The following is a 24,282-nucleotide window of genomic DNA, read 5'->3' on the forward strand; positions in this document are numbered from 1 at the left end:
CTTTAGGGACTTTTTCGAGTCTGCTAACAGTTTTGATGCTGCTTTATCATGGATACCAAGGGCTTGGAGTAAAGTATTTGTAGGGTACTTGTAGCCTGAACCGGGCTATGGGTCATTCAGATACAGTTCAATCCCTCTTACACAGGTAAGCTTATGTTAAGAACCCTCTTTCTCTGCCTGTTACTGAGTTTCAGCGCAGGCCTTGCCGCAACCGAAAATTTGGCGTCGCAGATCCAGTGGCAACAGGTGGATCAGCAAGGGCAGATCAAAATTCCTTTATATTTTGTCTGGTCCAAGACCTGTCCCCACTGCGCTGAAGCGCATCCATTCATCGACTCTCTGCCGGAGCGCTACCCTTGGATAGAGCTGCACTCAGTGATGGTGGGCGCCACGGGTACTCAGGAGCTGTGGCAGCAGTTGGCCACAGAGACAGGAACAGAAGCCCGCTCAGTGCCCTATATGGCTACCTGTGGCAAGGCGATAGTCGGTTATTCCAGTGAAGAGGTGACAGGTCAGTTCCTGCTCAACCGCCTCAAGAACTGCTACCTGCAGGCGGGCGGCCAGTTGAGCCCGGAAGATATGCCGGGACAAACAAGCACTCAGGCAAACACAGGTTCAACTCAGGCGCCGCTGTTTGGCACCTGCGCCAATGATGGTGGCGATGGCACCTGTGATGCCACGGCTCTGGCGGCAGAGCCCGAAGTGCAGCCGGTGGAATTGCCTCTGGTTGGGGTGGTGACACCTGAAACCATGTCGCTGCCAATTCTGACGCTGGTACTGGCCGGTGTCGATGCCTTTAACCCCTGTGCCTTCTTCGTGCTCTTGTTCCTGCTGTCCATCATGGTCAACGCCAAGAGCCGCAGCCGTATGCTGTTGGTTGGTGGTATCTTCGTGTTTTTCTCGGGCTTTATTTACTTCCTGTTTATGACCGCCTGGCTCAACATCTTCCAGCTGTTGGGGGCCGGCAGTGATGGCGGGATGATTATTCTGGCGGCGGGAATACTGGCGCTGATCGCCGGCAGTATCAACGTGAAGGACTACTTCGTTACCAAAGGAGAAGTAACCCTCTCCATGTCGGCGGAAAACCGCACCGGGCTTATCAAGCGCATGGGTAAGCTGTCCAGCGCCTCCAGCCTGGCGACCATGATAGCCGGCACCACAGTGCTGGCGATTCTGGCCAACGCCTATGAACTCTTGTGTACTGCGGGCTTCCCTATGATCTACACCAGCGTGCTCTCCATGCATAACCTGCCGAGCTTTGAGCGCTATATGTACCTGGTGCTGTACAACATTGTCTATGTGATCCCACTGGCCATCATAGTGATTGCTTTCAGTATGACGCTTGGTAAACGTAAGTTGACCGAGAAAGAGGGCCAGACCCTGAAGCTGATGTCCGGCATCATGATGCTTGGCTTGGGCGGCACCCTGGCGGTCAACCCGGCGGCGCTACAGAGCGTCACCCTGGCATTGGGGCTGATTATCGGCGCCATAGTCGTCACTATCCTGATAGTCAGCGGTAGAAAACTGCTGGAGCGCCGCCGTAAGGCCGCTTGATGGATCACGACTTGAAGTGCAGAGCAGCAGCAAGAAGCCAAGTCGCCCATTGGTGGCTTGGCTTTTTGCCGGACAAGCGGGATTTAGGCTAAAGTTATAGCTATTGATGCCGATAACAGGATCATGCCCGAGTCCCGAAGCGACTCTCCAACCCAGAGGAAAGCCATGACAGTTTCTCTCAACTCCCAGCCGCTGTCGGTCAATATGGATACCGGCGCTGTCGGTGTTAAAGTCGCGCAGTTGGCCAAGCAGCAACAAGAAGCCGAAGGCGAAATCGCGCTGCAACTTATTCAGGCCGCCACGCCGACACAAGAACCTGCCGGCCCGGTTGGTAACATAGGCCACAATATCAATACCACAGCCTGATATTCCCAAGGCTCTGGCGATAGCAAAAAACCGGCAAAGCCGGTTTTTTTATTGTGGATACATGGGCGAACCTAAGACTCACTTATGCTGCGCCAATGCCTCCTGCAATGCCTGACGCGTCGTAGTATCCTGCTGCCTTTGCTGTTCTTGCTGATGACGACGTAAGTTGTCTTCCGCCTGACGCACACACTGATTGTGATCCTGCCAACCATCGGCTACCGCTTCGTCGGTACGGGCAGAGCAGAGAATATCGGCGCAGCCACCGAGACTCCCCAAACCCAGCAGCAAAGGCAACAAGGCGCTCTTTGCCAAATAAGATGCAGACATTGTTATTTACTCCAAACCTGGAATGCCAAGGCAATCGAGTGGCAAGGTCATTTTCCACCAACCGGCATTGACCCTAAATGGTTCAAATTAACCCAAAGAGACTGACGCTCAGCTGAACCAAAGGTTTGCCTTAGAACAAAAGAAGCCGGCACTTGGCCGGCTGCAGTGTTGCTAAAGGCTGTTGAGTGGTTAACCCATCAAGCCGCTGCCGATTCATCCTCTGAATGGCGGATCAGGTAGTCAAAGGCTCCCAGAGAGGCGGTTGCACCGCTACCCATGGCGATGATGATCTGCTTGTAGGCCGAGTTGGTCACGTCACCGGCGGCAAACACCCCTGGCAGTGAAGTCTGACCGCGTTCATCGACAATGATCTCACCGCGCGGAGTCAATTCCACAGTGCCGCGCAGCCATTCAGTGTTGGGCACCAGACCTATCTGCACAAAGATACCTGCCAGCGCAATATTATGCTGCTCGCCACTGGCTCTGTCTGTGTAGTTGAGCCCGATAACCCGACTGCCATCACCAAGGACTTCAGTCGTTTGCGCCTGGGTGATAATGGTGATGTTACCCATAGATTTAGCCTTGCGCTGCAGCACCTCATCGGCGCGCAATTTGCTGTCAAACTCAAGTACAGTCACATGCTCGACTATGTTGGCCAGATCGATAGCCGCCTCGATACCCGAGTTACCACCGCCGATCACCGCAACTCGTTTACCCTTGAACAGCGGGCCATCACAGTGAGGGCAATAAGCCACACCACGGCCACGATATTCCTGCTCACCGGGGACATTCATTTCCCGCCAGCGAGCCCCTGTGGCCAACAGGACAGTACGGCTCTTGAGTACGGCACCATTTTCCAGTTCCACTTCATAGAGGCCATTGCTGCCAAGGCGAACCGCCTTCTGGTTATCCATCACATCCACTTCATAGTCGCGAACATGCTCTTCCAGATTTGCCACCAACTTGGGGCCTTCAGTCACCTTGACCGAAATAAAGTTTTCAATGCCTACGGTTTCGCTGACCTGACCACCAAACTTGTCGGCCAACAGCCCAGTGCGCAGTCCCTTACGGGCGGCATAGATGGCGGCTGATGCCCCGGCAGGCCCGGCGCCAACCACCAGTACTTCGTAGGGCTTACGCTGGTTGAGGCTCTCGGCTTGGCGGGCAGAGGCATTGGTATCCAGTTTACTGAGTATCTCTTTCAGGCTGATGCGGCCGGCAGAGAAAGGCTCGCCGTTCAGATAAACCGAAGGCACGGCCATGATGTTGCGCTGCTCAACCTCATCCTGGAACAAGGCACCATCTATCATGGTATTGCTGATCCGCGGGTTGATCGCCGCCATCATATTGAGCGCCTGCACCACATCCGGGCAGTTCTGGCAGCTCAGAGAGACAAAAGTTTCAAAATGATATTCCCCTGGCAGGCTGCGGATCTGCTCGATCAGCTCGGCCTCCAGCTTGATGGGATGCCCACCTGTGTGCAGCAGAGCCAACACAAGTGAGGTAAATTCGTGCCCCATGGGCAAACCGGCAAAACGTATGTCAGAGCCCTTGATTGAGGTAACCTGCATCGCCGGGGTACGGGACAGTGACTGCTCGGTCACACTGACCAGGGAAGACAGCGAGGCAATATCCTGTGCCAGAGCCAACAGCTCTTTGGACTTTGGGCTTTCATCTGCAGATACGACAAGTTCAACTGGTTGCTTGAGGTTCTGCAGATAGGTTTGCAGTTGATTTTTCAGATTCGCATCCAACATGATGACTCCAGAATCAGACTAAAGGAAAACAGAAATAGTGCGGGGAAAAAGGCTCCGAACCCTTGCAGGGGGAGGTTCGGAGCCTTCTGGGTCAGGCTGGTTGTTTAGATTTTGCCAACCAGGTCCAGAGAAGGAGCCAGAGTTTCGTCGCCTGGCTGCCACTTGGCAGGGCAAACTTCGCCGTCGTGAGTGGCAACATATTGAGCAGCCTGGATCTTACGAACCAGCTCGCTGGCGCTACGTCCGATACCCAGGTCATGGATTTCCGCGACTTTGATTTCACCTTCAGGGTTGCTGACGAAAGTACCGCGCAGGGCAACACCGTCTTCCTCAACCAGCACGCCGAAGTTACGGCTGATTTCACCTGTTGGGTCACCTATCATTGGGAATTGGATCTTGTTGATGGTGTCGGAAGTATCGTGCCATGCCTTGTGAGTGAAGTGCTTGTCGGTAGACACAGAGTAAACTTCAACGCCCATGGCTTGCAGTTTTTCGTAGTGGTCAGCCATATCACCCAGTTCAGTTGGGCAAACGAAGGTAAAGTCGGCTGGATAGAAGAAAACTACAGACCACTTGCCCAGCAGATCCTGTTCGGTCAGCTCAACGAATTCACCTTTGTGGAAGGCGGTAGCTTTAAAGGGTTTGATTACAGAGTTGATGATTGACTGAGTCATTGTATGCTCCCATTTTCAGTTTGAATTGTCCGGGTCAACTTCATTGCTGCCCGTCGATGGAAGTCATATTAACCAAAGGGTTTAAAATAAGATAACGGATAAAAGCTGTTGCCTTAATCGGTTTTTCAGAGGAACTTGTGTCGGGAGCGAAAAAAGCGATTACCCTTCGCTCCCGGGCAAGTTATTGATCTATTGGTTCTCGCTGAACTTATGCTGTTCCAACCAATGGCTCAGCAGGCGTACACCATAACCGGTAGCACCGGCCGGAGCCAGCTGAGTGTCGCTCCTGACCAGGGCATTACCGGCAATGTCCAGATGAGCCCAGGGTTGATCACCGGCAAAACGCTTGAGAAACATCGCCGCCGAAGAAGCCCCGGCGCTGCCTTCACGGCCTGTGTTGGTTAAGTCCGCTATGCTGGAATGCAGCTCTTCGCCGTAGGCCGGATCCAGCGGCAGGCGCCACAGCTTTTCCCCCACCTGCTGTCCCGCGTATGTCAGTTGCTGCACCAAAGGTTCCGAGTCACTGAACAGGCCGGCATATTCCACCCCTAGGGCACGCACCTTGGAACCTGTGAGGGTCGCCACATCCACTATCACTTGTGGTTGGTATTTCTCGCGGGCATACCAAAGGCCATCGGCCAGCACCAGGCGTCCTTCAGCGTCGGTATTGAGGACTTCAACCGTCAGCCCCTGGGCAGTCTTGATCACATCCCCCGGGATCATCGCACGACCCGAGACCATGTTTTCCGCCAGCGGCATGATACCCACCAGATTAACCGGCGCCTTGGAGGCGGCCATCACCTTGACCGTTCCCAACACTGTGGCGGCGCCGGCCATATCTGACTTCATCCGCGCAATCGAAGTGCCGGTCGCCTTGATGTTATAGCCGCCTGAGTCAAAGGTAATCCCCTTCCCCACCAGCGCCACCGGAGCATCATCACTGCCCTGCCAGTGCGCGACTACCAGTCTTGGGCCTCGCTCGCTGCCTTTGCCCACGGCCAGCAACGCACCCATATTGAGTTTGGCCAAGTCTTTGGGTTCCAACACCTTGATCTTGACGCCAAGACGCTTGAGTTCCTTGGCCGCATCGGCAAAGGACTCGGGATAGAGTTCGGCGGCCGGTTTGTTGGTCAGATCCCGCGCCAGCGCCACCCCATCGGCAATCGCTGCCGACTTGAGGTGATTGGTCTCGGCTACCTTGGGCTCGGCGACCGCAAAATGGTACTGTTTTTCGGTGCGCGGCTTGGCCGTGAAGTCACGATAGCGGTAGCTGGCCAGGGAAATCCCCTGGGTCAATTCGGCGATAAACCCTTGGCTATTTGGGATATCAGCGGCCCATACCGCCACCTTGGGTTGTTTGACGGCTTCTAGGTGATTGGACAGCTTGCCCCCCAGCAAGGCTGTCTCCCCCGGCGTCAGTTCAGCATCCCCAAGCCCGAGCAGCAGCAGGCGCTCTGCTTGGGTACCAATGGGGGCCAGCAATTCGAGCAACTCGCCTTCCTGGCCTTTGAAGTTAGCGGCCGCAATGGCGCGCTGCAGTTGTTTGCGGGTATCCGCCTGCAGCCCTGCGGCCGAGTAGAGGGTGCCATCCTGATGCTGGAACATCACCAAAGTGTTGGCCGGGGCGACTTGAGTGGCAAACTCATACTGTTCGGCCTGTGTCGTCCCAGCGCCCATAAGGCAGGATAGGGTCAGAAGTTTTGCTGCTAATCTTTTGTTTTTATTCATTTGTACTGCTTATCATTATTGAGGGGCAGACAAATATAACATCAGGGCTTTTACGGACTAGTGCCCTTAACAATCCCTTACAAATTAGCCTACTGCCAGAGTTCGAAGCGACTGAGAGAACGGCCGAGATCGCAGTCCAGCACAGCAGACAAGCCGGCGGCGCCCTGCTTGAGCCCGGCACTGGTAAAGTTTTTCGGTGTCCTTGAGGCAAACACTACCCAGTTGCCGCCCCCCGTGAGGCAGGCCCGCACATCGGGAAAATACTGCTGCAGGCGAGCCAGCAGGCCTCTGTCCTGACTGTGCTCTTTCCAGCAGTTGAGCACCAGCAAACCTTCACTCTTGAGCAGTGCCAGGCTCTGCTCGATAAAGGCTTGGCTCAGCTGACCGGCATCCACCCCTTCAGAGCCGTAGAGATCGGCGAAGATAATATCTACCTTTTTGTGCTCGGCACTGGCCAGAAACTGATTGGCATCCTGATTGATAAGGTTCAGCTTTTTCGACAGTGGCAGTTGAAAATGGCTCTTGGCCAACTCAAGCACCAGGGGGCGCAACTCAACCGCGGTCAGCTTGATAGCGGCATCAAAATGCCTCAGAGCATGCACCAAGGCGCCGCCGCCCAACCCCAAAATGATGGCACTCTTGGGTTTGAGGTACAAAAGCGCCAGCAGCATGGCCTGCACATAGGTGTGCTGCGGTACATGGGGGGCCTTTTTCAACAGTTTGCTCTGCTCGTCGTGTTCGCCGAAGGCCAAAATCCGACAGTCGCCATCATCGAGGACAGCGACGCTGCCCCATTCATCCTGTTGCTGCACTAAGGTGCGATAATCTGCCATGCTTGAATAATTCTCGGTTGGGGAGTTTATCCCCTGTGACAAAGTCGCTAGTATGCCAGCAAATGCCTTATTTCTCACAGAAGCATACGCCATATGACTCACAATATTCTGATTGCCTGCCTCTATCTCGGGGTGTTTTTCTTTCTGCAGCGGGCGCTGAAAAATGCGGTGCAAACCCTGGCGGACAAGAAACAGGTCAGCGCCGCCCGTACCAGCCTGGTGACCCGCTTTATCAGCTATCTGTTGTTCTTTGTCACTCTGTCGTTGATGGCCGTTTCTCTGGGACTCGGCTATCAGGAGGTTTCACTGTTCGTGTCTTCGGCATTTGCCGTGCTGGGGGTGGCTTTGGTGGCCCAGTGGTCGATACTGAGTAACCTCACCGCCGGGGTGCTGATCTTTTTTGTGTTTCCCTACAAAGTCGGTGAGCGGATCAAAGTCGTCGACAAGGATGAAGATATTACCGGGGTATTGTTGGAAGTGGGGCTGTTCCACGTGCTTATCCGCCGCGACAACGGCGATACTGTTACCTACCCCAACAACCTGATACTGCAAAAAGCCGTGCTGAAGCTGGCACCCAGCAATGCCTCGGCGCCGCAGGCACAAGAGACAGAGCCGGAGCAACTGACCAAGCAGGATTAATTGAGCCTGCGCTGAAACAGCGCCAGCGCCTGCTGATACATCTGCAACGCCAATGCCGGGTCATAACGGGGATCGCCATCCCTCATAAAGGCGTGCTGGGCATTGAGCTCCTGCCAGCTGTATAAGGTCTGGCATTGCTCCAGCCTTTGCTGGATGAGACGGCGCCCTTCACTCGGCACATGGGGGTCCTGCTTGCCCCAGATCATCATCAACTCGGCGCGAATATCCTGGCAGCGGCTCAGAGAGTCATTCCCCGGCGCACTCGGGATAGCGCCGCTGTGAATATCTGTGGCATAGAGACAAAATGCCGCTGCTATGTCGGGGTTAAGGGCGGCGCGAAATGCCAGGTGACCGCCAATGCAGACGCCCATGGCACCAATCCGGCCGCGGCTCCAGGGCTGAGCCCGGATAAAATCCACCAACGCCTGAGTATCATCATCGTGGGCTTCCAATGGCTTGCTCAGCTTATCGCTGTTGCCTTTGTCCTTGCCACTGTCATCATAACCAAGCACAGTGCCCGGCGGATTGAGCTCGTGGAAAATCTCCGGCACCAATACCACAAAGCCATGACCGGCCAGCATACAAGCCATGCGGCTTATAGGTGCGGTTTCCTGAAAGATTTCCGAGTAAAAAATGATGGCGGGAAAACAACCCTCGCTATCGGGACGATAGACCCGGGTTTGCATGCTGCCGCTTGCCGTCGGCAGTTGATGAAGACTCTGTGTAACCAGCATGACACCTCCCTATGAGCATCTCCCCGATGCGGTAACCTCAATCTAGCAATCGGGGAGTCGGGTGTCAGTATTTATCTTTAGGGAATTCTTGCAAAGGACTAGGGCAATTTGCTGCGAACCACGTGCATCCAGGCCTGTAAGCCGACGCAGAGCACACATGGGACTTGTTCGCACCTTCCTTAGAAAAGCTCGTTACCCGAACGCTCACCACTGAGGAGTTTCTGCACATTGGACAGTGTGGTGTGGGCGATGGCGCCCAAGGCTTCTTCGGTCAAAAACGCCTGGTGACCGGTAAAGATCACGTTGTGGCAAGCCGATAAACGCCGGAATACATCGTCCTGGATCACTTCGTTGGACTTGTCTTCAAAGAACAGCTCTTTCTCGTTCTCATACACGTCCAACCCCAACGAACCTATCTGTCCGAGCTTGAGCGCTTCCATGGCATCTATGGCGTTGAGCAAGCCGCCACGACTGGTGTTAATCACCATCATGCCCGGCTTCATCTTGGCAAAGCTGTCTGCGTTGAGCAGATGACGGTTTTCCGCCGTCAGCGGGCAATGAAGACTGATGATATCGCTCTGTTGGTACATTTCATCCAGAGTGACATAGCGAGCCCCCAGCGCCTCTACTTGCGGGTTGGGATAAGGGTCAAACGCCAGTACTTTACAGCCAAAGCCCAGCAAGACCTTGATGGTGGCGATACCGATTTTCCCTGTTCCGACCACGCCCACAGTCTTACCGAACATGTTGAAGCCCACCAACCCTTCGAGAGAGAAGTTGGCATCCCGGGTGCGTTGATACGCCTTATGGATCTTGCGGTTCAGGGTCAACATCAGGGCGACCGTATGTTCGGCCACAGATTCTGGAGAGTAAGCAGGGACATTGACAACATTCATTCCCAGACGCTTGGCCGCATCCAGGTCGACATTATTAAAGCCTGCACAGCGCATGGCAATGATCCGGGTGCCGTTGGCGGCCAGTTCTGTCAGCACCTCGTCATTGAGTTCGTCGTTGACGAAGGCGCAGATCACTTCGAATCCGTAAGCCAGTTTCACTGTTTGCATGCAAAGGCGCACGTCGAAGTACTCTATTTGAGCCCCAAAGGCCTCGTTGGTACGGTTGAAATGCTGCATGTCGTAACGCTTGGCGCTGAAAAAACCTATCTTCATGCTGTTTATGACCCGGTAATTGGAATGATAGCTAAAAGTGTAAGTGAATTACCTAAACTTGTCTTTGCCTGGCACAGACAATCTCACCGGAAACATGATGCAGCGCAACAAAAAGAAAAAAGCGGACTCCTGACAGTCCGCTTTTTTGATGAGGGGCTCAAGCGCCCCGACTCCGTGCTATCGGAGAATTAGTTTGGCCTAGTGCTCTTTAGCGTACTTGGCAGCTTCAGCACCGGCGATACGACCGAAGGTTACGATATCAGAGATAGCGTTACCGCCCAGACGGTTGGCACCGTGAACACCACCGGTTGCTTCACCGGCAGCATACATACCCTGGATCAGATGACCATCTTTGGCTTTCACTTCAGCCTTGGTATCGATCTTCACGCCACCCATGCTGTGGTGTACAGCTGGCTTAACTTCGATAGCGTAGTAAGGGGCAGTACCCAGTTCACGAGGCAGGTTAGGACGCTCGAATTGAGTGTCTTTACCAGACTTCACGAAACCGTTGTAGCTGGCGATAGTCTTGGCCAGTTCGGCACCAGGAACACCAATCTTCTTGGCCAGTTCTTCAGGGGTCTTACCTTCATCAACAATGCCCAGGTGGACATAGTTTTCAATCTTCTTCAAGCTCTTGCGAACTGAGTCATCGAACACCAGGAAGGCGCTGGCACCTTTCTGTTTCAGGATGGCCGCAGAAGCCTTGTCACGAGTAGTGATTTCGTTGACGAAACGGTCACCTTCACGGTTAACCAGGATAGCACCGTTACCGCGTACGGCTTCAGTTACCATCACACCACCACGTGGAGACAGAGTTGGGTGAGCCTGTACCCATTCCAGATCGCGGGTATCGGCACCGGCTTGCATGGCAACATCCAGACCGTCACCGGTTGCACCTGGGTGGTTGGTAGCAGCAAAACCTTTCAGCTTAGGATCGTACTTGGCAACGCGGTCGTTGTTCTTGGCGAAACCACCGGTAGCCATAACCACGGCATCAGCCTTGATCACGTAGTAACCAGTGTACTTACCTTCAACCAGAACGCCGGTCACTTTGCCTGAATCATCTTTCAGTACGCGTACAACGCGGCTGTTCAGACGGATATCGGTACCGCGCTTAACAGCGTTGTCCCACAATACTTGGGCAACGTGAGCACCTACACCGGCACCACCGGTTGGACGGTGACTACGGTTAACACTGGCACCACCCATACGACCTACGTCAGTCATATCGGCGCCCATAGAAGTCAACCAGTCGATAGAATCGGAGGAGTTGTTGGCCAGAACTTTAACCAGCTCAGGATCGTTGATGTTACGGCCACCTTTCATGGTGTCCTCAATCATGATCTCTTTCTTGTCTTTAATACCCAGAGCCGCTTGAGGCTTGGTTTCAGCAGCGTTCATACCGCCGGCAGCCAGCTTGGTGTTACCACCTGGGATAGGCTCTTTTTCCAGCAGAATGACTTTGGCACCGTTGTCGCGAGCAGATACTGCGGCGGCCAGACCGGCACCACCAGAACCTATGATAACCACGTCAGTGGTTTCACGAGGACCGGCTGCGATAGCTTTGTCTTGAGCATCTTTCTGCACATCGATAGGAACGAACTTACGCTCCCACTTGCCGCCGAATGGCATATCGAAGCCGAAGCTGTGGCAAGCGTCACAGTAAGCAACTGATTTTTCATGGCCTTTGTGGCAAGAAGTACAAGCGATTTCACCGATCAGGTGAGACTTGTGTGGAGAAATCTTCAGATCTTTTTCACCGGCAGCAATCTCGTTCAGATCACCGTGGCAGCTAACGCACTGGGCGTTCTCATGGGTCAGGTTGTCATCGGTCGGGCCTTTCTTGGAAACGTGGCAAGTATCGCAACCGCCCATTTCACCATGAAAATCCGCCAATACATCTGCGCCGGCATAAGCTGTACCGGCCATCATGCCGGAAATCAGAGCAGCCAGTGCTGTTTTCTTAAGTGCTCCCGTGAACATAGAGTGTTCCTCCACCATATTATTTCACATACTCATATATAGCTATTTCGTACCACATTGCTTTTTAGTTATTTATACCAAGGCTGTAGCACGACATATCTCCCATGGCAGAAGATATCACTACCCCTTTAGGCATATATTTAACTGAGTCACAAAAAGATTTCTCTCGACGCCACCTATCCGCATTTCTGTGCACTCTTGCAGATTAGTCGGTCACATATTGATACAAATCACAGCTAACGTACTGTATAGCTGACGAAGTTAACGTTTTGGGGATCTGCATTTCCATGTGAGAAGACTCGACAAATACAGGATCAAGCATAGTCGCCAATTGGCGAATGCTGCTAAGCTAACGGAAAATTTGTATTCTGGATCACAGATATAATCGCCATGGCTAAAGCACAGATGTCTGAAAAGCAGTTTTGGCTGCAGCGCCTTTGTAAGACCAGCCTCAGAGCCCTGCACATTTTGGGGATAGTCGGGGCCGGTGGCGGTATTTTGCTGTCGGTACCCAGAGAAAGCTGGCAGCTCTATTGGATAATGGCCATGGCCAGCGGCAGTTGCCTGATGCTGTGGGAGATAGTCAGGGATTGGCGCTGGCTTATCCAACTGAAAGGAGTATTGACTCTGGTGAAGCTGCTGCTGATCCTGCTGTTTATTCCTCTGGCAAGCTACAAGAGCGAGTTGCTTGTGACTGTGGTTTTACTGTCGGTCATAGTGTCACACGGGCCCGCGGGCTTGCGGCATTATTCTATAGTTCACAGACGCAGAATAGACAGCCGCAAGGAGATCAAGGGATGAACACAGCAGAATTGATCACAACCTTTGAGCGGCACACTGAGATAACACCTGAGCTCAGAGTACTGGACCTGGCCTGCGGCTCCGGGCGCAATGGCCATTGGTTTGCCAAACAGGGCGCCGAGGTTACCTTCATCGATCGCAATCCCGAGAGCTTTGATGGCCTATGGCGCCAGTTTCCTCACTGCCAATTCATTGAATGGGACCTTGAGCAGGGCGACAAGCCCGAGCTTCAACCTTTCGACGTGGTATTGGTGTTCAACTACCTGCACCGCCCATCGCTGCCCTGGATAGCCAAACAGCTCAAACCTGGTGGTTTGTTGTTTTACGAGACCTTTACTCAGGAACAGGCCAAGTTTGGCCGTCCCAGTAACCCGGACTTCTTGCTGAATCAGAGTGAGCTACAACACAGATTTGCCAAATTCGAGGCTTTACATTACTTTGAAGGCCATATGCCCGGCGGAGAAACGGGAATGCTGCAAGCCAAGGCACAATTGATAGCCAGAGCCGTTCGCTGATCCGCCTTTATTCAGCTGTATCAAGGACCTGTAATGTTTCCCTATCCCGAGCAGTATCGGCTTGCCCTGCCCCCGCTGATCACCGCCTTTATGGTGCTCTGGTCGTTGTTGACCCGGCCTCTGCTGGGAGATGCCAGTCCATTCGCCCTCTATCCCTTATTGTTACTGTTCCCTCTGGTGCTTGGACTGCACCTGCACCTTATCTGGCAAGCAGCCGGCCTACGTCGCCTGGATCAGGCCTTCTATGCTCTGGTACACGGTATTCTGGCTTTCGTGGTCTGGACCTTTTGCATCATGCATGTGGGCGGTCACAGCTTCTCCTAAGCTTCCAGATAATAAAAAGGGGCGCGGTTTACACCGTGCCCCTTTTGGCTTGGAAAGGGAGAGTTATTTGTCCTTAGGGTCGAGCAACCTTGATTCTTCGGACGCAAGAACCAAGTTTAAAAACAGGTAGTACACCAATACAAAAGCGCTCAGTGAACCAACCAAATAGAGAGTAACCTGCAACATGATGGCCTCCACTGACGGTTATAGATTGATGGACTCATCGGGGACCTTGTAAATCACACACTCTGGATACGGCTCACACAGAGATGGCGTATTGACTTCATCCTTGCCCTTGGTGGGTGTCGACGCCAGCAGTAGCGGTAAAGCAAACAGAGTAGAAAGTAACGCAAATCCAATCGCATTTTTCACAAACTGATTCAAACTTTTCATCGTCTTTTCTCCTGCTGGGAAATGGGTGGGCGCAAACTGCGCCCGAGATTGCTTTGACCTTTTGGCCCGGTACTCAGGGTAAAAACCAAGCGCTTTGGTGGTCAGGCAATCAACCTTGTCCCTAAAGCTATCTCAGGCAGGGAAAAGCACCATAATGAAAAGGTGACGGAAAGGTGATGTCTTATAAATCAGTTAATTACTTCAACTATATCTGTATTGGCAGGCCCCAATAATGCCAGCGAAATCTGGCCGTCATCTGTCACTGACAGCAATCTTGGGGAAACTTTCTCCATCGGAATGTCGCGCCCCTCTCTCTTGCCCGTGTGGAGATCTATCTTGAGAATGCCCATGGCATTGTCGTTGGGCCGCAGCAACCAGAGTGCCTCGGAAGCCAGTTGCCAACTGCTGCCGAAGTGGGGGGTGTATTGCTCATAAAAGAGTTCTTCGACGCCCTGTTTCAGGCGCCAAATCCCTTTCTTGTACAGGCGGGTAAAATAAAGAGTACCGTCGGCGGCGTACTTGGCGGAAAAGCCATCCGTCAGCAAAGGTTGCTGCTCGCCACTGTCCAACAGCAGACTGTTTATCTGCCAGCGACCATCGACGCTGAGCGCCGCCAGCAGTTCATTGCTGCTGCGCCCCCAACTGACATTACGAACATTGCCCAGCTGAGGGAAAAACTTGAGTTCACCGTTTTCAGGGTTGAGGACAAACACCTGTTGGTTGAGGCTGCCGGCCACCAGCTTGTCATCGGCTGAATAACTGAGTTCATCTATATGGGAAAAAGTGCTCAGGCGACTCAGTTGTTTCTCCGTGCCCTGTTCGTCCCGACGCCATAGTTGTGGCAATCCGCTGCGATTGGAAACAAAGATCAGCTCCTTGCCATCGTGGCGTAAGGTACCGGCGGTATCACGGCGACTGGACGCCACAAAGCGCTGCGGTTTGGAAGTCTCATCAAAGGGCGATGACCAAAACCAGATCTCCTCTTCAAACAGTTCACCGACAACCGCCGCCATGCGTCCGGCACTATTGGCCGAGGGAGAATTGATTTCCTGCAACACGCTCGTCAGCCGGGTTAACTTACGGGGTTTGAGTTGCAAGCGGTGAAGTTGTCCCTCTTCACCTCGGTATACCAAGGCGTTACCGCCTTTATCCCAGGCGATACTGCGCAGTGGATACCCCACCCGCTGCAGGTTTTGCCAATCACCGGATTCGATATCGAACAGTAAGATCTGGGTGTCGAACCAGTTGATACTGCGCAGCACGGCCAGACTGTGACCATCGGGAGACAAGGCCAAGGCATAGTCACCGCGTCCCACCACATGAGGTTGACTCAACTGCTGACGCCGACCATCGCTGAGGCTGAGCAGAAAAACGCGCTTGAAACCTTCAACCCCTTCGGCATCGACATAAAACAGCGAGCGGTTAGAGGGACTCCAGGCGATGCTGGTCGACTGTGTCGTCTGATGGCACTGGCTGACTATGCGGCTTCGCATCCCCTCTTCGGTCAGCTCTGTCACCATAATGCGACAGCCCTGAGTCTCACTGAATGCCAAATAAGCCAAGGCCTTGCCATCGTGTCGCCAGGCCGGGTAGCGCAGACTGTAATCATCCATAACCGGAATGGTTTTGATGACTCTGTCGCCGAGCGCCATCAGCTCAATATGCCACTTATCGGCGTTCAGTTCCCGATAGGAAAATGCCAGCATGCTGCCATCGGGGGACAGGCTGGGGTCCACCTCCTGACCATTGAGCGAAGTCAGTGGAGTCAAACGCCGGATGGCCACATCTGTCAACTCAAGCTGGGGGTTTTCCTGGACAGGAGCCAGATAGAGCCAACTGGCAATACCCGCCGCCAGCACTCCGAAGGCGCCGCCCAAATAGCCCCACTTGCTGCCGCCTGCTGCTATCTTTTGCTCAGTCTCGACGTCTGCCAGTTTTGCCGGTAAAGGTTCATCCAGTGAATCGTCATCAAGTGTCGTCTCGCGTACTCTCGCTATCAACACATAGCCCTGCTTGGGCACTGTCTTGATAAAACGTGGATCTCTGGGATTATCCTGCAGATGCTGACGCAGCAAGCCGATAATGCGGTTAATGGCGTTATCGGTAATTATGCCGCCGTGCCAAACCTCCTGGATCAACATTTCACGGCTCACCAGGGTGTTGGCATGATGGATAAGACACAGCAATACCTGCATCACCCTGAGCTCGAGCCGCACTTGAGCCTCTTCGCGGCTCAGCGTACTCATCTGAGGGTCAACCAACCAATCTTCCAACAGGTAACCTGAGCGCCTTCCCATATCAATCCATTTTCAATTCAAACACTAAGATACTAATTGCCCATGTTGTAAAAGAGAAGTAAAGCGCTCAAATTAACCAAAGGCAGGTGCGAATAATTCCCAGCCTACTCTGAAGCCTGGATGCAACAACGCCCAAGAGCTTGCATCTACCTGCAGCCGCGGTTATCTTTGCCGTCCATTTTCATTGAGGCCATGACATGTCAGATTTTGTCTACAATCCGCCAACCGAACCTTGGCTGGATATTCTCTATCAAGACAAGGACATCATAGTCATCAATAAACCTTCAGGACTGCTCTCGGTTCCCGGACGGGATCCGGCCCATCACGACAGCGCCTATGCCAGAGTCCTGGCCGAACATCCACAGGCACAAGTGGTTCACCGCCTGGATATGGCCACCTCGGGCGTGCTCTTGCTGGCACTGAGGCGCAGTGCCGAACGGGAGCTGAAACGTCAGTTTCGAAACAGGGAAACCCAAAAGAGTTACTACGCCAGAGTCGCCGGCCATATCAAGGCCACTCAAGGCAGTATAGAACTGCCACTCATCTGTGACTGGCCCAACAGACCCAGACAGAAAGTCGATCATCAAGTGGGTAAGCCGTCATTGACCCACTATGAAGTGATCAGCAAGGGGCGCTATTCAACTCTGGTCAAGCTGATCCCCATCACAGGGCGCTCACACCAGCTCAGGGTGCATATGATGGCATTGGGTCATCCCATTCTGGGCGATGGTTTCTACGCCGACTCCTGGGCAAAAAGATTGGCTCCCAGATTGCTGCTGCATGCCGCCAGCCTCAGCATCAAGCATCCCTACTCGGGCGACCCCATGAGCTTCAGTGCACCTGTGCCTTTTCTCGCGCCCGAAGGTGAGCAATAACGGCTAACGTCACCATAGATGTTGAGTCAAAAGTCGCCTTAAGACTGGCAATTTTACAATAAAACACGTAGATTCATGCCTGATTACAAGCAATTTAGGCGTGATGCTGTGGATACATCATTTCAAAGAGATCAACTGGACAATCAGATCCTGGAAGCCCTGATGCAGGATGCACGAACTCCTTTTGCCGAGCTGGCCAAACGCTTCAGCGTCAGCGCAGGCACGATTCATGTCAGGGTCGAAAAGATGAAACAGGCAGGTATTATCACCGGTGCCCAAATAACGGTTAACCCCAAAGCTCTGGGCTATGATGTCTGCTGCTTTATCGGCATCAATCTCAAGAGTGCCGGTGACTATCCCGCCGCCATCTCCAAGCTCAATGAGTTGGAAGAAGTGGTAGAGGCCTACTACACCACAGGCAACTACAGCGTATTTGTCAAAGTGATGTGTCAATCTATAGATGCCCTGCAGCACGTGCTGATTAACCGTATCCAGTCGATAGACGAAATTCAATCTACCGAAACCCTGATAAGTCTGCAGAATCCAATTGTCAGGGCGGTAAAACCTTAACAACAGATAAAGAAAAGGCTGCCAAATTGGCAGCCTTTTTCAGTTTAAGGCTTAGGGAAGGTGCAAAGGACTATGGCCATTTGCTGCAAACCACGCCTTGCATCCAGGCCTGTAAGCCAACGCAGAGCACACAGGACTTGCTCGCACCTTCCTTAGCTCGATTTCCTGCGCAGCCACCCCAAAGGCAGCAATAGCAGCGACAACCAACCCAGCGAACCACCACCGTCACGCTCGAAGTCAAAGACCACTATGCTGACAGTTTCTGTGGTGCTGTTACCCTTGGAGTCACTCACCTTCAGATTGAAAGTCAGCAAATCGCCAGAGCCTCCCACTTCAGGTGCCGTCAGCTCCAGCTTGGCCGCCGAGCTGTCAAACTTCAGTGGTGCACCGGCAATCTGAGTCCATTGATAGCTGACAGCATCGCCATTGGGATCGGCCGAGGCAGACGCATCGATAACAAAGCTCTTGCGCTCTGCCACTCGGTCCGGTGCATCAACTTTGATAACAGGGGCCCCTTCTTTAACATCGAACAGATACTCCTGAGTCAGCACCTCGGCGGTATCATTGACTACGGTATTGCTCAATATCAGCTTATTGCCCTGCCCCTGTTTACGCGGGATAAACTTGAAGCTCAGCGTTTTGGCCGGATCGCCGGTTTGCATCACATGAGTCCAACTCAATACTCCTTGAGCCAGTTCTCCTTGGTCGCTGATAGCCGTGACTTCATGTCCTTCCGGCACCATGGCCTTGATTTGATATTCCCGAGCCTCCGGGGAAGCATTGGCAGCAATAGTTACAGCCATGGTTACTGGCTGTCCGGGGGCCATCTCTCCACTGAGCACACTGGCCGCAGGCATTTGCACATCATCAACGACTCGGCTGAAAGCAACCGGCAAGTTCTTGGCCGCGATGCTGGTATCGCTGGACGTCAGAGTTACTACGGCATAACCCAGGTCGCTGGCGGCAAAATTATCCTTCCAGGCAAACTTCAGTGAGAAGTCCTCGTTATCACCCGTCTTGGTCAGAGTAAAGTTGTCCTGAGCCGGACCTGCCTCTACCACTGAAGTTTTCAGGGTGAAGGGATCTTCGGCATTGGCGGCTGAGGCCTCATAGTTTTGCACAAAGATATAGTAATCACCGGCTTCTGGATTACTGATGCTGACAGATTCATCAGAACCGGCTCTGGCCGATTGGCCAACAAGGGCATCCAGCGCCCCGTCACCGTCCCTGTCTATTGCCACATAGAGATCCAAATCCGGAGAGTTGGTGGCAGTAATGGCCGTATTGAACAGCTTGGCACCATCTTCAACACTGTAAACAACGTAGGCAACGCCGTCGGTAATGTCGTCCAGGAAGCTACCAACATCCGAATCTTGCTTCAGCACGCCTTCAAAGCTGTCGGCCAGTGCCAAGGCAGATACCTCTGCATCCAGTCCCGTCATATCCAGCGATTTGAGCTGGCTGAAAGTCAGCTCATCGGCATCTCGTCCTGCCCGGATGGTAAAGCTGTCCGGCAGGTTGTCACGGGAAGCCTTGACCGCCACCGGCATAGCCGCATCAGGGTGGTTGCTCGAGGTCAACAGCAGGTTACCAAACGCCCAATCACTGGAGCTCACCCCTGTGATATCGGCAGTGACAGTCACCACCTGTGACTGCCCCTTGGTCAGAGTGAAGTTTTCAGGCGAAACCGTTATTTTCAGCCCTTCAGTCGTCGCCACCCCGGCAGCGCTCCATACGCCGTCTTTGGTCGCCGTGACTTTTCGAGTCCAACTGCAACTGTTAACACATTGGCTAGTGGACATGCTGGGAAGATTCAAACGTCTGGGATCACCACCGAGTTCTGGATTGGCAAACTCATAATTGTCCGCCAACTCATCCATGATGAGCCCTGTCTTGGCGGCCAAATCGACCCGGATCCGGCCGGCACCCACATCAAACGGATCCGCGGTAGTCTTGCCATCGGCCTTGGTCATAGCACTGGCCGTAGTTGCCGTCAGCATCAAGGCTGAACGGATATTATCCGGTGTCCACTCAGGATGAGCCGACTTCAGCAGCGCCCCGGCGCCCGCCACATGAGGGCTGGACATGGAAGTACCGGACATCAAGGTATAATCGGCAGGATCTGTCCCTGTTACTTCATGGCCATACTGCTCATCGGCATAAGCGGCATAGATGTCCACACCCGGTGCTGAAATCGAAGGCGCAATCACATCGAAGTAACGATTTGGCCCGAGTAGAGAGAAGTCGCCCAACACATCTGCCTGACGCTCAACGGCCGATGGAGTGGCATTGATTTTGGCCACCAGCCCTGGCGTGGCCGCCAGCGCATCCACAACAGCCAAGCCATCAATATTACCGATGAAAACAGAAGGGATACTGGTGTTGCCCAGTCCGGACATCTTGGTTCTGACGTTGCCTTCACCGTCTTTGTTAAAGACGATAACCCCTACTGCCCCCGCATCTTTGGCATTATTGACCTTATCGGCAAAGTTACAACCGCCGCGCTTAATCAGCGCCAACTGTTCCTTGAACGCATCGGCGGCAAAGGCGTTACAACCTTCGAAATTATCAGCTGCCAAGTCACCGGCATACACCAAAGGTGCACTGATATCTGTAGTCATTACCGGCCCGGTTCCCTGAGTGTAGTCCAGTTGGTCACCGTTGAACTCCAGAATGGAACGCACTTCCCGGTTGTGGGTAGATGCCGCGACTGAGGTATACCAGGGCGCATTTTTGGGTGAAGAAAAGGGAACTTGGCTAACCGAAGCAGAGGTATTTCCGGCCGATACGGCAGAGAAGATGCCGGCATTACGGGCAGCCAGGAAGCTCATCTCTGTCGCGCTTGACCAAGGGAAACCACCGCCGCTGATGGAATAGTTGATCACATCCACACCGTCGGCAATGGCATCATCCAACGCTTTGAGAATCGCCGATGTGGGACAACCTGAATATCTATCGCCATTGTTGCCCGGACGGCAGATCTGATAGGCAACAATGTTGGCATGGGGGGCGACCCCGGAGATCTGTGTAAATTCGAGCCCGGTCTCAATGCCATCCCCCTGAGCCTCACCGACTTCACCGGCAACATAGGGAACATTCTTAAGGATATTGCCCGCAGCAGTACTGGCAGTATGAGAACCATGGCCCCCATAATCCTCACCATTCTTGGCAGGAGGTGTTGGGCCAAAGACCTCTTCATCATCATAACTGTCGGTAATCTCAGGATAACTTCTGACCCCGATTAACTTGTCGTTGCACATGTCAGAAAACTCTGCCGCACAATCACCGACGTAGACCCCCTGCCCCCAGGGGTTAGTATGGTCGTAACCATCTCCCCCAATGTCGGCAAAGGATGGATGATCACTGTTGATCCCCGAATCGATCACCCCGACTATGACCCCTTCACCCATAGCCCGGGTCCCTGTTGCACTGCCGTCCCACACTTTGGGAGAACCTATCATGCTCTGGCTACTGTCGGTATCCATTGAATAGAGGCTTTCCCGCTCAATGAACGCCACTTCGGGTAACTTGGACAGGGCTTCAGCCTGCTGCTGATCCATGGTGACAGCCAGGCCATTAAAGGCATAGTGATATCTGGCCTTGGCCTGCAACTGAACCCCTTGGGCCGCGGCACTCATTAAAAAGTTCTGTTGTTTGGCATTCAAATACTTCACGTAGGACTTCACCGCCACACTGGCGGTATTCAGCTTGGGAGCCTTTTGGGGCGCCAGCCCTTGGCTTCGTTGTGGACTGGTGGCTTCAAGCCCGGAAATACCACCGGCATAATTCGCCACAGAGGGATCTTTAAGGCGCACTATATAAGTGTATTTACCCTCTGCAAGTCCAGGCTCTTTGACAAACTTATGTTGCCCCACCCCTTGCTGTTGTCCTTTGAGGTCGCTGGACGCACTAAGCAGATCCGACGAAATAAATGGATCCGATACGCTCACTGGCGCGGCTTCTGAATGGAATGCCATAGATAACAGCGCTGCTGAAACGGCTATTGCAACTTGACTCTTCACTTGTCTACTCCCTATAAGACTGCTTATTGTTGTTTTATGTTTCCATGCTCAAAAACACTCCCTTAATACAAAGGGATTAATTCTTGTAACACCAATTGATACAAACAAGAAACAAAAGACACAAAATATTACAAATTATCAGCCAGTTACAGAATGGTAGACGCTAAAAAGGATTTCATATCCGGCTTTGACTTAACCAGAAAGAGTGAAGTAGTTGGTCATCACCTTGTAGAGCTCAGTACCTTGATGCACAGACGCCGAGGCAAAATGCAGCACGGGGATCACATCCTCATTGAGTGAGAGCCTGGTGACTTCAGTGCCGGCATCGACTCGGTCGAGCCTGAGCATATTGACCAGAGGCGCGCCCGCAGCCAAAGGTACTCCCGGCTCGGCCAGATACTCCACCATACCTGCCATAGGTGCGTGAAACTTTCGATAGTCTTTCAGCATACAAGCAAAACGCGACATCACCTCGGGCTGTATGCTCTGGGCTATCACCTCTCTATAGCTCAGATAACTTAATATGCCTTCCGCATCCCGGCTGGCATCAGCAAGATCGATACGCTCCTGGCTGCCAAGCTCCAAAGTAAAGGCCGACACTGCGACTTTCAGCTCTCTGCCCCGGCTATTGGCATAGTCGCTGAGCTGCCACCAGGGATTGAAGGCCGCTTCATCCATCGCGCCGCCAAAACCTTTAGGCATCACCAGGGTATAGGGAATATGAAAGTAGCCGGCAGCGGACAGCTCATACTCGGGGCAATAGAGATGTTTACAGGACTTGGGGCCGGTGTGCAGATCCAGCACTATGTCAGCGCCGTGTGCCAGTTTCTGCAGATTGAGCGCCAATCTCTGCCCGGTCGTCACTCCCCAGGGATTGGCTAATGCCTGTTCACAGTTGGCAATAAGAAGACGACGAAAAGCGTCAAACAGTGCTTGCTCCGGCAGCTCACCGTGCTGCAGATACCAGTCATCCAGGTGGACGGCCTGATCCAGATAGGCTCGGTTCCAGTTGATACCTGTGATGGGATCGAAACGGCCCAAGGTAAACTCACCGCTTTTCTGGTTAATCCCCAAGGGGTTGGCCAGAGGCACCAGGGTGATATCTCCCAGAGGCGGATGGGCCTTGAAGTACTGCAGCAACTGCAAAATCACCGCATTGCCCTGCACCTCGGCGCCATGCACATTGGCCTGAATATAGACGCTGGGCGCCGCATCGCTGGCACCTTTGAAGCGATAAACAGGTATGGTCAAGGGCTGGCCGGCAGCCAGCTCCCCAACCGGCAGATGTTCAAGCTGCATCCTGAGCCCCTTCAAACAGGTTACGATGCAAAGCGGCAACAACATCACCGGCTTCGGCTTCCGACACCAAGACACAAAGATTGTGCGGACTGGCGCCCTGACAGATCATCCTGACGTTGTGGGGTTCGAGCACTTCAAATACCCGGCGACAAATCCCGGCAGTAGTGGCTATCTTGTTGCCTATGATGGCCACCAGAGCCAGCTTATCTTCCACCCGCACACGGCAGTTTTGCGACAATTCCTGCAGCAGGGCTTCGGTCAGAAGCCCCTTGCCGGCCGAATCTGAGCCCGTTTTGTCCAGCGTCAGCGACACGTTCACCTCTGAGGTGGTAATGAGATCGACACTGATCTTGTGCCGCGCCAACACGGCAAAGGTCTCTGCCAAAAAGCCCTGGGCATGCAACATCTGCAAACTGTGCAAGTTAAGTAGGGTCTGATCTCGTCTCACCGCAACGGCCCTGAATACCGGCTCATCTTCCACTTGGTGACGGATCCAGGTGCCACCTTTTTCCGGTGCCCGACTGGAGCCGACAAACACCTGGATCTGTTGACGCACCGCCGGCAAGATGGTGGCAGGGTGCAACACCTTGGCACCGAAAGTAGCCATCTCTGCCGCCTCATTAAAACTGATTTCTGCGATAGGCCTGGCGTTGGGAGCCAGTCTGGGATCTGTGGTGTAAATTCCTTCTACATCGGTCCAGATCTCGACCGCATCAGCTTCCAGCGCCTCAGCCAACAGGGCCGCAGAATAATCGCTGCCACCACGCCCAAGCGTAGTGGTTCGGCCATCGGCATCGGCGCCGATAAAGCCCTGGGTCACCAGCAGTTGCTGCTCAAGCAAGGGTTGCAATTTCTCTGTCGCCAGTCGCTTCAACTCGGCGATTTGTGGCTCGGCCTTACCGAAATGGCTATCGGTACGCATCACCAGGCGCACATCAAAGGCGCTGGCCTTGGCACCACGTTCTCTCAATACCGCGGCAAACAGCGCTGAAGAACACTGTTCGCCCAAAGATAGGATCTCATCGACCATAGCATGACTCGGCGCCTGCAATAACTTGGCACTGAGCGTTGCCATGCGGCTGAGCAAAGCATCCAGCGCCGCGGCAACATCTGCCGGTCTGCCAAGTTTATCCAGAATTGCGTATTGAATGGTGGCTATCTCTTTCAATAGCTTGAGACGGCGCTCATCCCCCATGTCGGCCTGGGACAGCTCCACCAACAGATTGGTTACGCCACTGGATGCACTGACCACAACCAGACGGGTGGCCGGGTTTCCAAGCACTATATCGGCACAGCGATTCATCGCCGGATAATCGGCAACTGAGGTACCACCAAACTTGGCAACAACAAGAGACATCAGCGCATTCCCCCACAGGCAGGTAACAGGGAAAGGTCGATAACGAGAATAGATTTCATGAGTTA

At 53.5% G+C, this 24,282-nt stretch carries 21 protein-coding genes; 8 read left to right on the top strand and 13 right to left on the bottom strand.

What is annotated here, in order from left to right:
- The first annotated feature begins 153 nt into the window (after positions 1–153).
- Positions 154–1,554, top strand: a complete 1,401-nt coding sequence (locus ACSHSR_RS17810) for a cytochrome C biosynthesis protein (protein ID WP_144134145.1) — start codon at positions 154–156, stop codon at positions 1,552–1,554.
- A 165-nt stretch (positions 1,555–1,719) separates the two neighbouring features.
- Positions 1,720–1,920, top strand: a complete 201-nt coding sequence (locus ACSHSR_RS17815) for a hypothetical protein (RefSeq protein WP_025008941.1) — start codon at positions 1,720–1,722, stop codon at positions 1,918–1,920.
- A 78-nt stretch (positions 1,921–1,998) separates the two neighbouring features.
- On the opposite strand, the gene ACSHSR_RS17820 is transcribed toward ACSHSR_RS17815, so the two are convergent.
- The 5 genes from ACSHSR_RS17820 to ACSHSR_RS17840 form a co-directional block, all read right to left on the bottom strand.
- Positions 1,999–2,247: a hypothetical protein gene (locus ACSHSR_RS17820; RefSeq protein ID WP_413735433.1), complete on the bottom strand. Its 249-nt coding sequence runs from the start codon at positions 2,245–2,247 to the stop codon at positions 1,999–2,001.
- A 197-nt stretch (positions 2,248–2,444) separates the two neighbouring features.
- On the bottom strand, positions 2,445–4,004 hold the full coding sequence (gene ahpF / locus ACSHSR_RS17825; protein ID WP_219013120.1) for an alkyl hydroperoxide reductase subunit F: 1,560 nt from the start codon (positions 4,002–4,004) through the stop codon (positions 2,445–2,447).
- A 104-nt stretch (positions 4,005–4,108) separates the two neighbouring features.
- Positions 4,109–4,678, bottom strand: coding sequence for an alkyl hydroperoxide reductase subunit C (ahpC, locus tag ACSHSR_RS17830; protein WP_028779456.1), 570 nt, complete (start codon positions 4,676–4,678; stop codon positions 4,109–4,111).
- Positions 4,679–4,867: 189 nt separating this feature from the next.
- On the bottom strand, positions 4,868–6,406 hold the full coding sequence (locus tag ACSHSR_RS17835) for a leucyl aminopeptidase (protein WP_219013119.1): 1,539 nt from the start codon (positions 6,404–6,406) through the stop codon (positions 4,868–4,870).
- A gap of 89 nt (positions 6,407–6,495) precedes the next feature.
- Positions 6,496–7,239 (bottom strand): spermidine synthase, encoded by a 744-nt coding sequence (locus ACSHSR_RS17840; protein WP_219013118.1) that lies wholly within the window; start codon positions 7,237–7,239, stop codon positions 6,496–6,498.
- Between the two features lie 93 nt (positions 7,240–7,332).
- Between ACSHSR_RS17840 and ACSHSR_RS17845 the strand changes: the two genes are divergently transcribed.
- Positions 7,333–7,878 carry a mechanosensitive ion channel family protein gene (locus ACSHSR_RS17845; RefSeq protein WP_025008938.1) on the top strand — a complete coding sequence of 182 codons (546 nt, stop codon included), beginning with the start codon at positions 7,333–7,335 and terminating at the stop codon, positions 7,876–7,878.
- Here ACSHSR_RS17845 and ACSHSR_RS17850 read toward each other — a convergent pair.
- The 3 genes from ACSHSR_RS17850 to fccA all read right to left on the bottom strand — a co-directional run bounded on the left by ACSHSR_RS17850 (position 7,875) and on the right by fccA (position 11,764).
- Positions 7,875–8,612 (bottom strand): dienelactone hydrolase family protein, encoded by a 738-nt coding sequence (locus ACSHSR_RS17850; RefSeq protein ID WP_219013117.1) that lies wholly within the window; start codon positions 8,610–8,612, stop codon positions 7,875–7,877. The two genes, ACSHSR_RS17845 and ACSHSR_RS17850, sit on opposite strands and share 4 nt — an antisense overlap.
- Before the next feature lie 179 nt (positions 8,613–8,791).
- Positions 8,792–9,781, bottom strand: a complete 990-nt coding sequence (locus ACSHSR_RS17855; protein ID WP_208140851.1) for a 2-hydroxyacid dehydrogenase — start codon at positions 9,779–9,781, stop codon at positions 8,792–8,794.
- A 198-nt stretch (positions 9,782–9,979) separates the two neighbouring features.
- Positions 9,980–11,764 (bottom strand): fumarate reductase flavoprotein subunit FccA, encoded by a 1,785-nt coding sequence (fccA, locus tag ACSHSR_RS17860; protein ID WP_096140978.1) that lies wholly within the window; start codon positions 11,762–11,764, stop codon positions 9,980–9,982.
- A 390-nt stretch (positions 11,765–12,154) separates the two neighbouring features.
- Between fccA and ACSHSR_RS17865 the strand changes: the two genes are divergently transcribed.
- From ACSHSR_RS17865 to ACSHSR_RS17875, 3 genes are read left to right on the top strand one after another with little or no spacing between them, the layout of a single operon-like run.
- Complete coding sequence (locus tag ACSHSR_RS17865; RefSeq protein ID WP_025008935.1) at positions 12,155–12,565, top strand: hypothetical protein; 411 nt, start codon at positions 12,155–12,157, stop codon at positions 12,563–12,565.
- Positions 12,562–13,080: a class I SAM-dependent methyltransferase gene (locus ACSHSR_RS17870; RefSeq protein WP_479631006.1), complete on the top strand. Its 519-nt coding sequence runs from the start codon at positions 12,562–12,564 to the stop codon at positions 13,078–13,080. The genes ACSHSR_RS17865 and ACSHSR_RS17870 overlap by 4 nt, the downstream gene beginning before the upstream one ends.
- Positions 13,081–13,113: 33 nt before the next feature.
- Positions 13,114–13,404 (top strand): hypothetical protein, encoded by a 291-nt coding sequence (locus tag ACSHSR_RS17875; RefSeq protein WP_028779462.1) that lies wholly within the window; start codon positions 13,114–13,116, stop codon positions 13,402–13,404.
- A 204-nt stretch (positions 13,405–13,608) separates the two neighbouring features.
- Here the strand turns inward: ACSHSR_RS17875 and ACSHSR_RS17880 are convergent, their stop codons facing one another.
- Together ACSHSR_RS17880 and ACSHSR_RS17885 are read right to left on the bottom strand one after the other, a co-directional pair.
- Positions 13,609–13,797: a hypothetical protein gene (locus tag ACSHSR_RS17880; protein ID WP_208162609.1), complete on the bottom strand. Its 189-nt coding sequence runs from the start codon at positions 13,795–13,797 to the stop codon at positions 13,609–13,611.
- A 188-nt stretch (positions 13,798–13,985) separates the two neighbouring features.
- Positions 13,986–16,094 (bottom strand): winged helix-turn-helix domain-containing protein, encoded by a 2,109-nt coding sequence (locus ACSHSR_RS17885; protein WP_479631007.1) that lies wholly within the window; start codon positions 16,092–16,094, stop codon positions 13,986–13,988.
- Between the two features lie 197 nt (positions 16,095–16,291).
- Between ACSHSR_RS17885 and rluA the strand changes: the two genes are divergently transcribed.
- Together rluA and asnC are read left to right on the top strand one after the other, a co-directional pair.
- Complete coding sequence (gene rluA, locus ACSHSR_RS17890) at positions 16,292–16,969, top strand: bifunctional tRNA pseudouridine(32) synthase/23S rRNA pseudouridine(746) synthase RluA (RefSeq protein WP_190533224.1); 678 nt, start codon at positions 16,292–16,294, stop codon at positions 16,967–16,969.
- Positions 16,970–17,077: 108 nt separating this feature from the next.
- Positions 17,078–17,539, top strand: a complete 462-nt coding sequence (gene asnC / locus ACSHSR_RS17895; protein ID WP_025888669.1) for a transcriptional regulator AsnC — start codon at positions 17,078–17,080, stop codon at positions 17,537–17,539.
- 152 nt (positions 17,540–17,691) lie between these two features.
- On the opposite strand, the gene ACSHSR_RS17900 is transcribed toward asnC, so the two are convergent.
- The 3 genes from ACSHSR_RS17900 to lysC form a co-directional block, all read right to left on the bottom strand.
- Positions 17,692–21,561 carry a S8 family serine peptidase gene (locus ACSHSR_RS17900; protein ID WP_479631008.1) on the bottom strand — a complete coding sequence of 1,290 codons (3,870 nt, stop codon included), beginning with the start codon at positions 21,559–21,561 and terminating at the stop codon, positions 17,692–17,694.
- 192 nt (positions 21,562–21,753) lie between these two features.
- Complete coding sequence (locus ACSHSR_RS17905) at positions 21,754–22,860, bottom strand: succinylglutamate desuccinylase/aspartoacylase family protein (RefSeq protein ID WP_479631009.1); 1,107 nt, start codon at positions 22,858–22,860, stop codon at positions 21,754–21,756.
- Positions 22,850–24,217 (bottom strand): lysine-sensitive aspartokinase 3, encoded by a 1,368-nt coding sequence (gene lysC / locus ACSHSR_RS17910; protein WP_101058606.1) that lies wholly within the window; start codon positions 24,215–24,217, stop codon positions 22,850–22,852. The genes ACSHSR_RS17905 and lysC overlap by 11 nt, the downstream gene beginning before the upstream one ends.
- Positions 24,218–24,282: the final 65 nt, after the last annotated feature.

Source organism: Shewanella sp. VK101, from assembly GCF_056497865.1.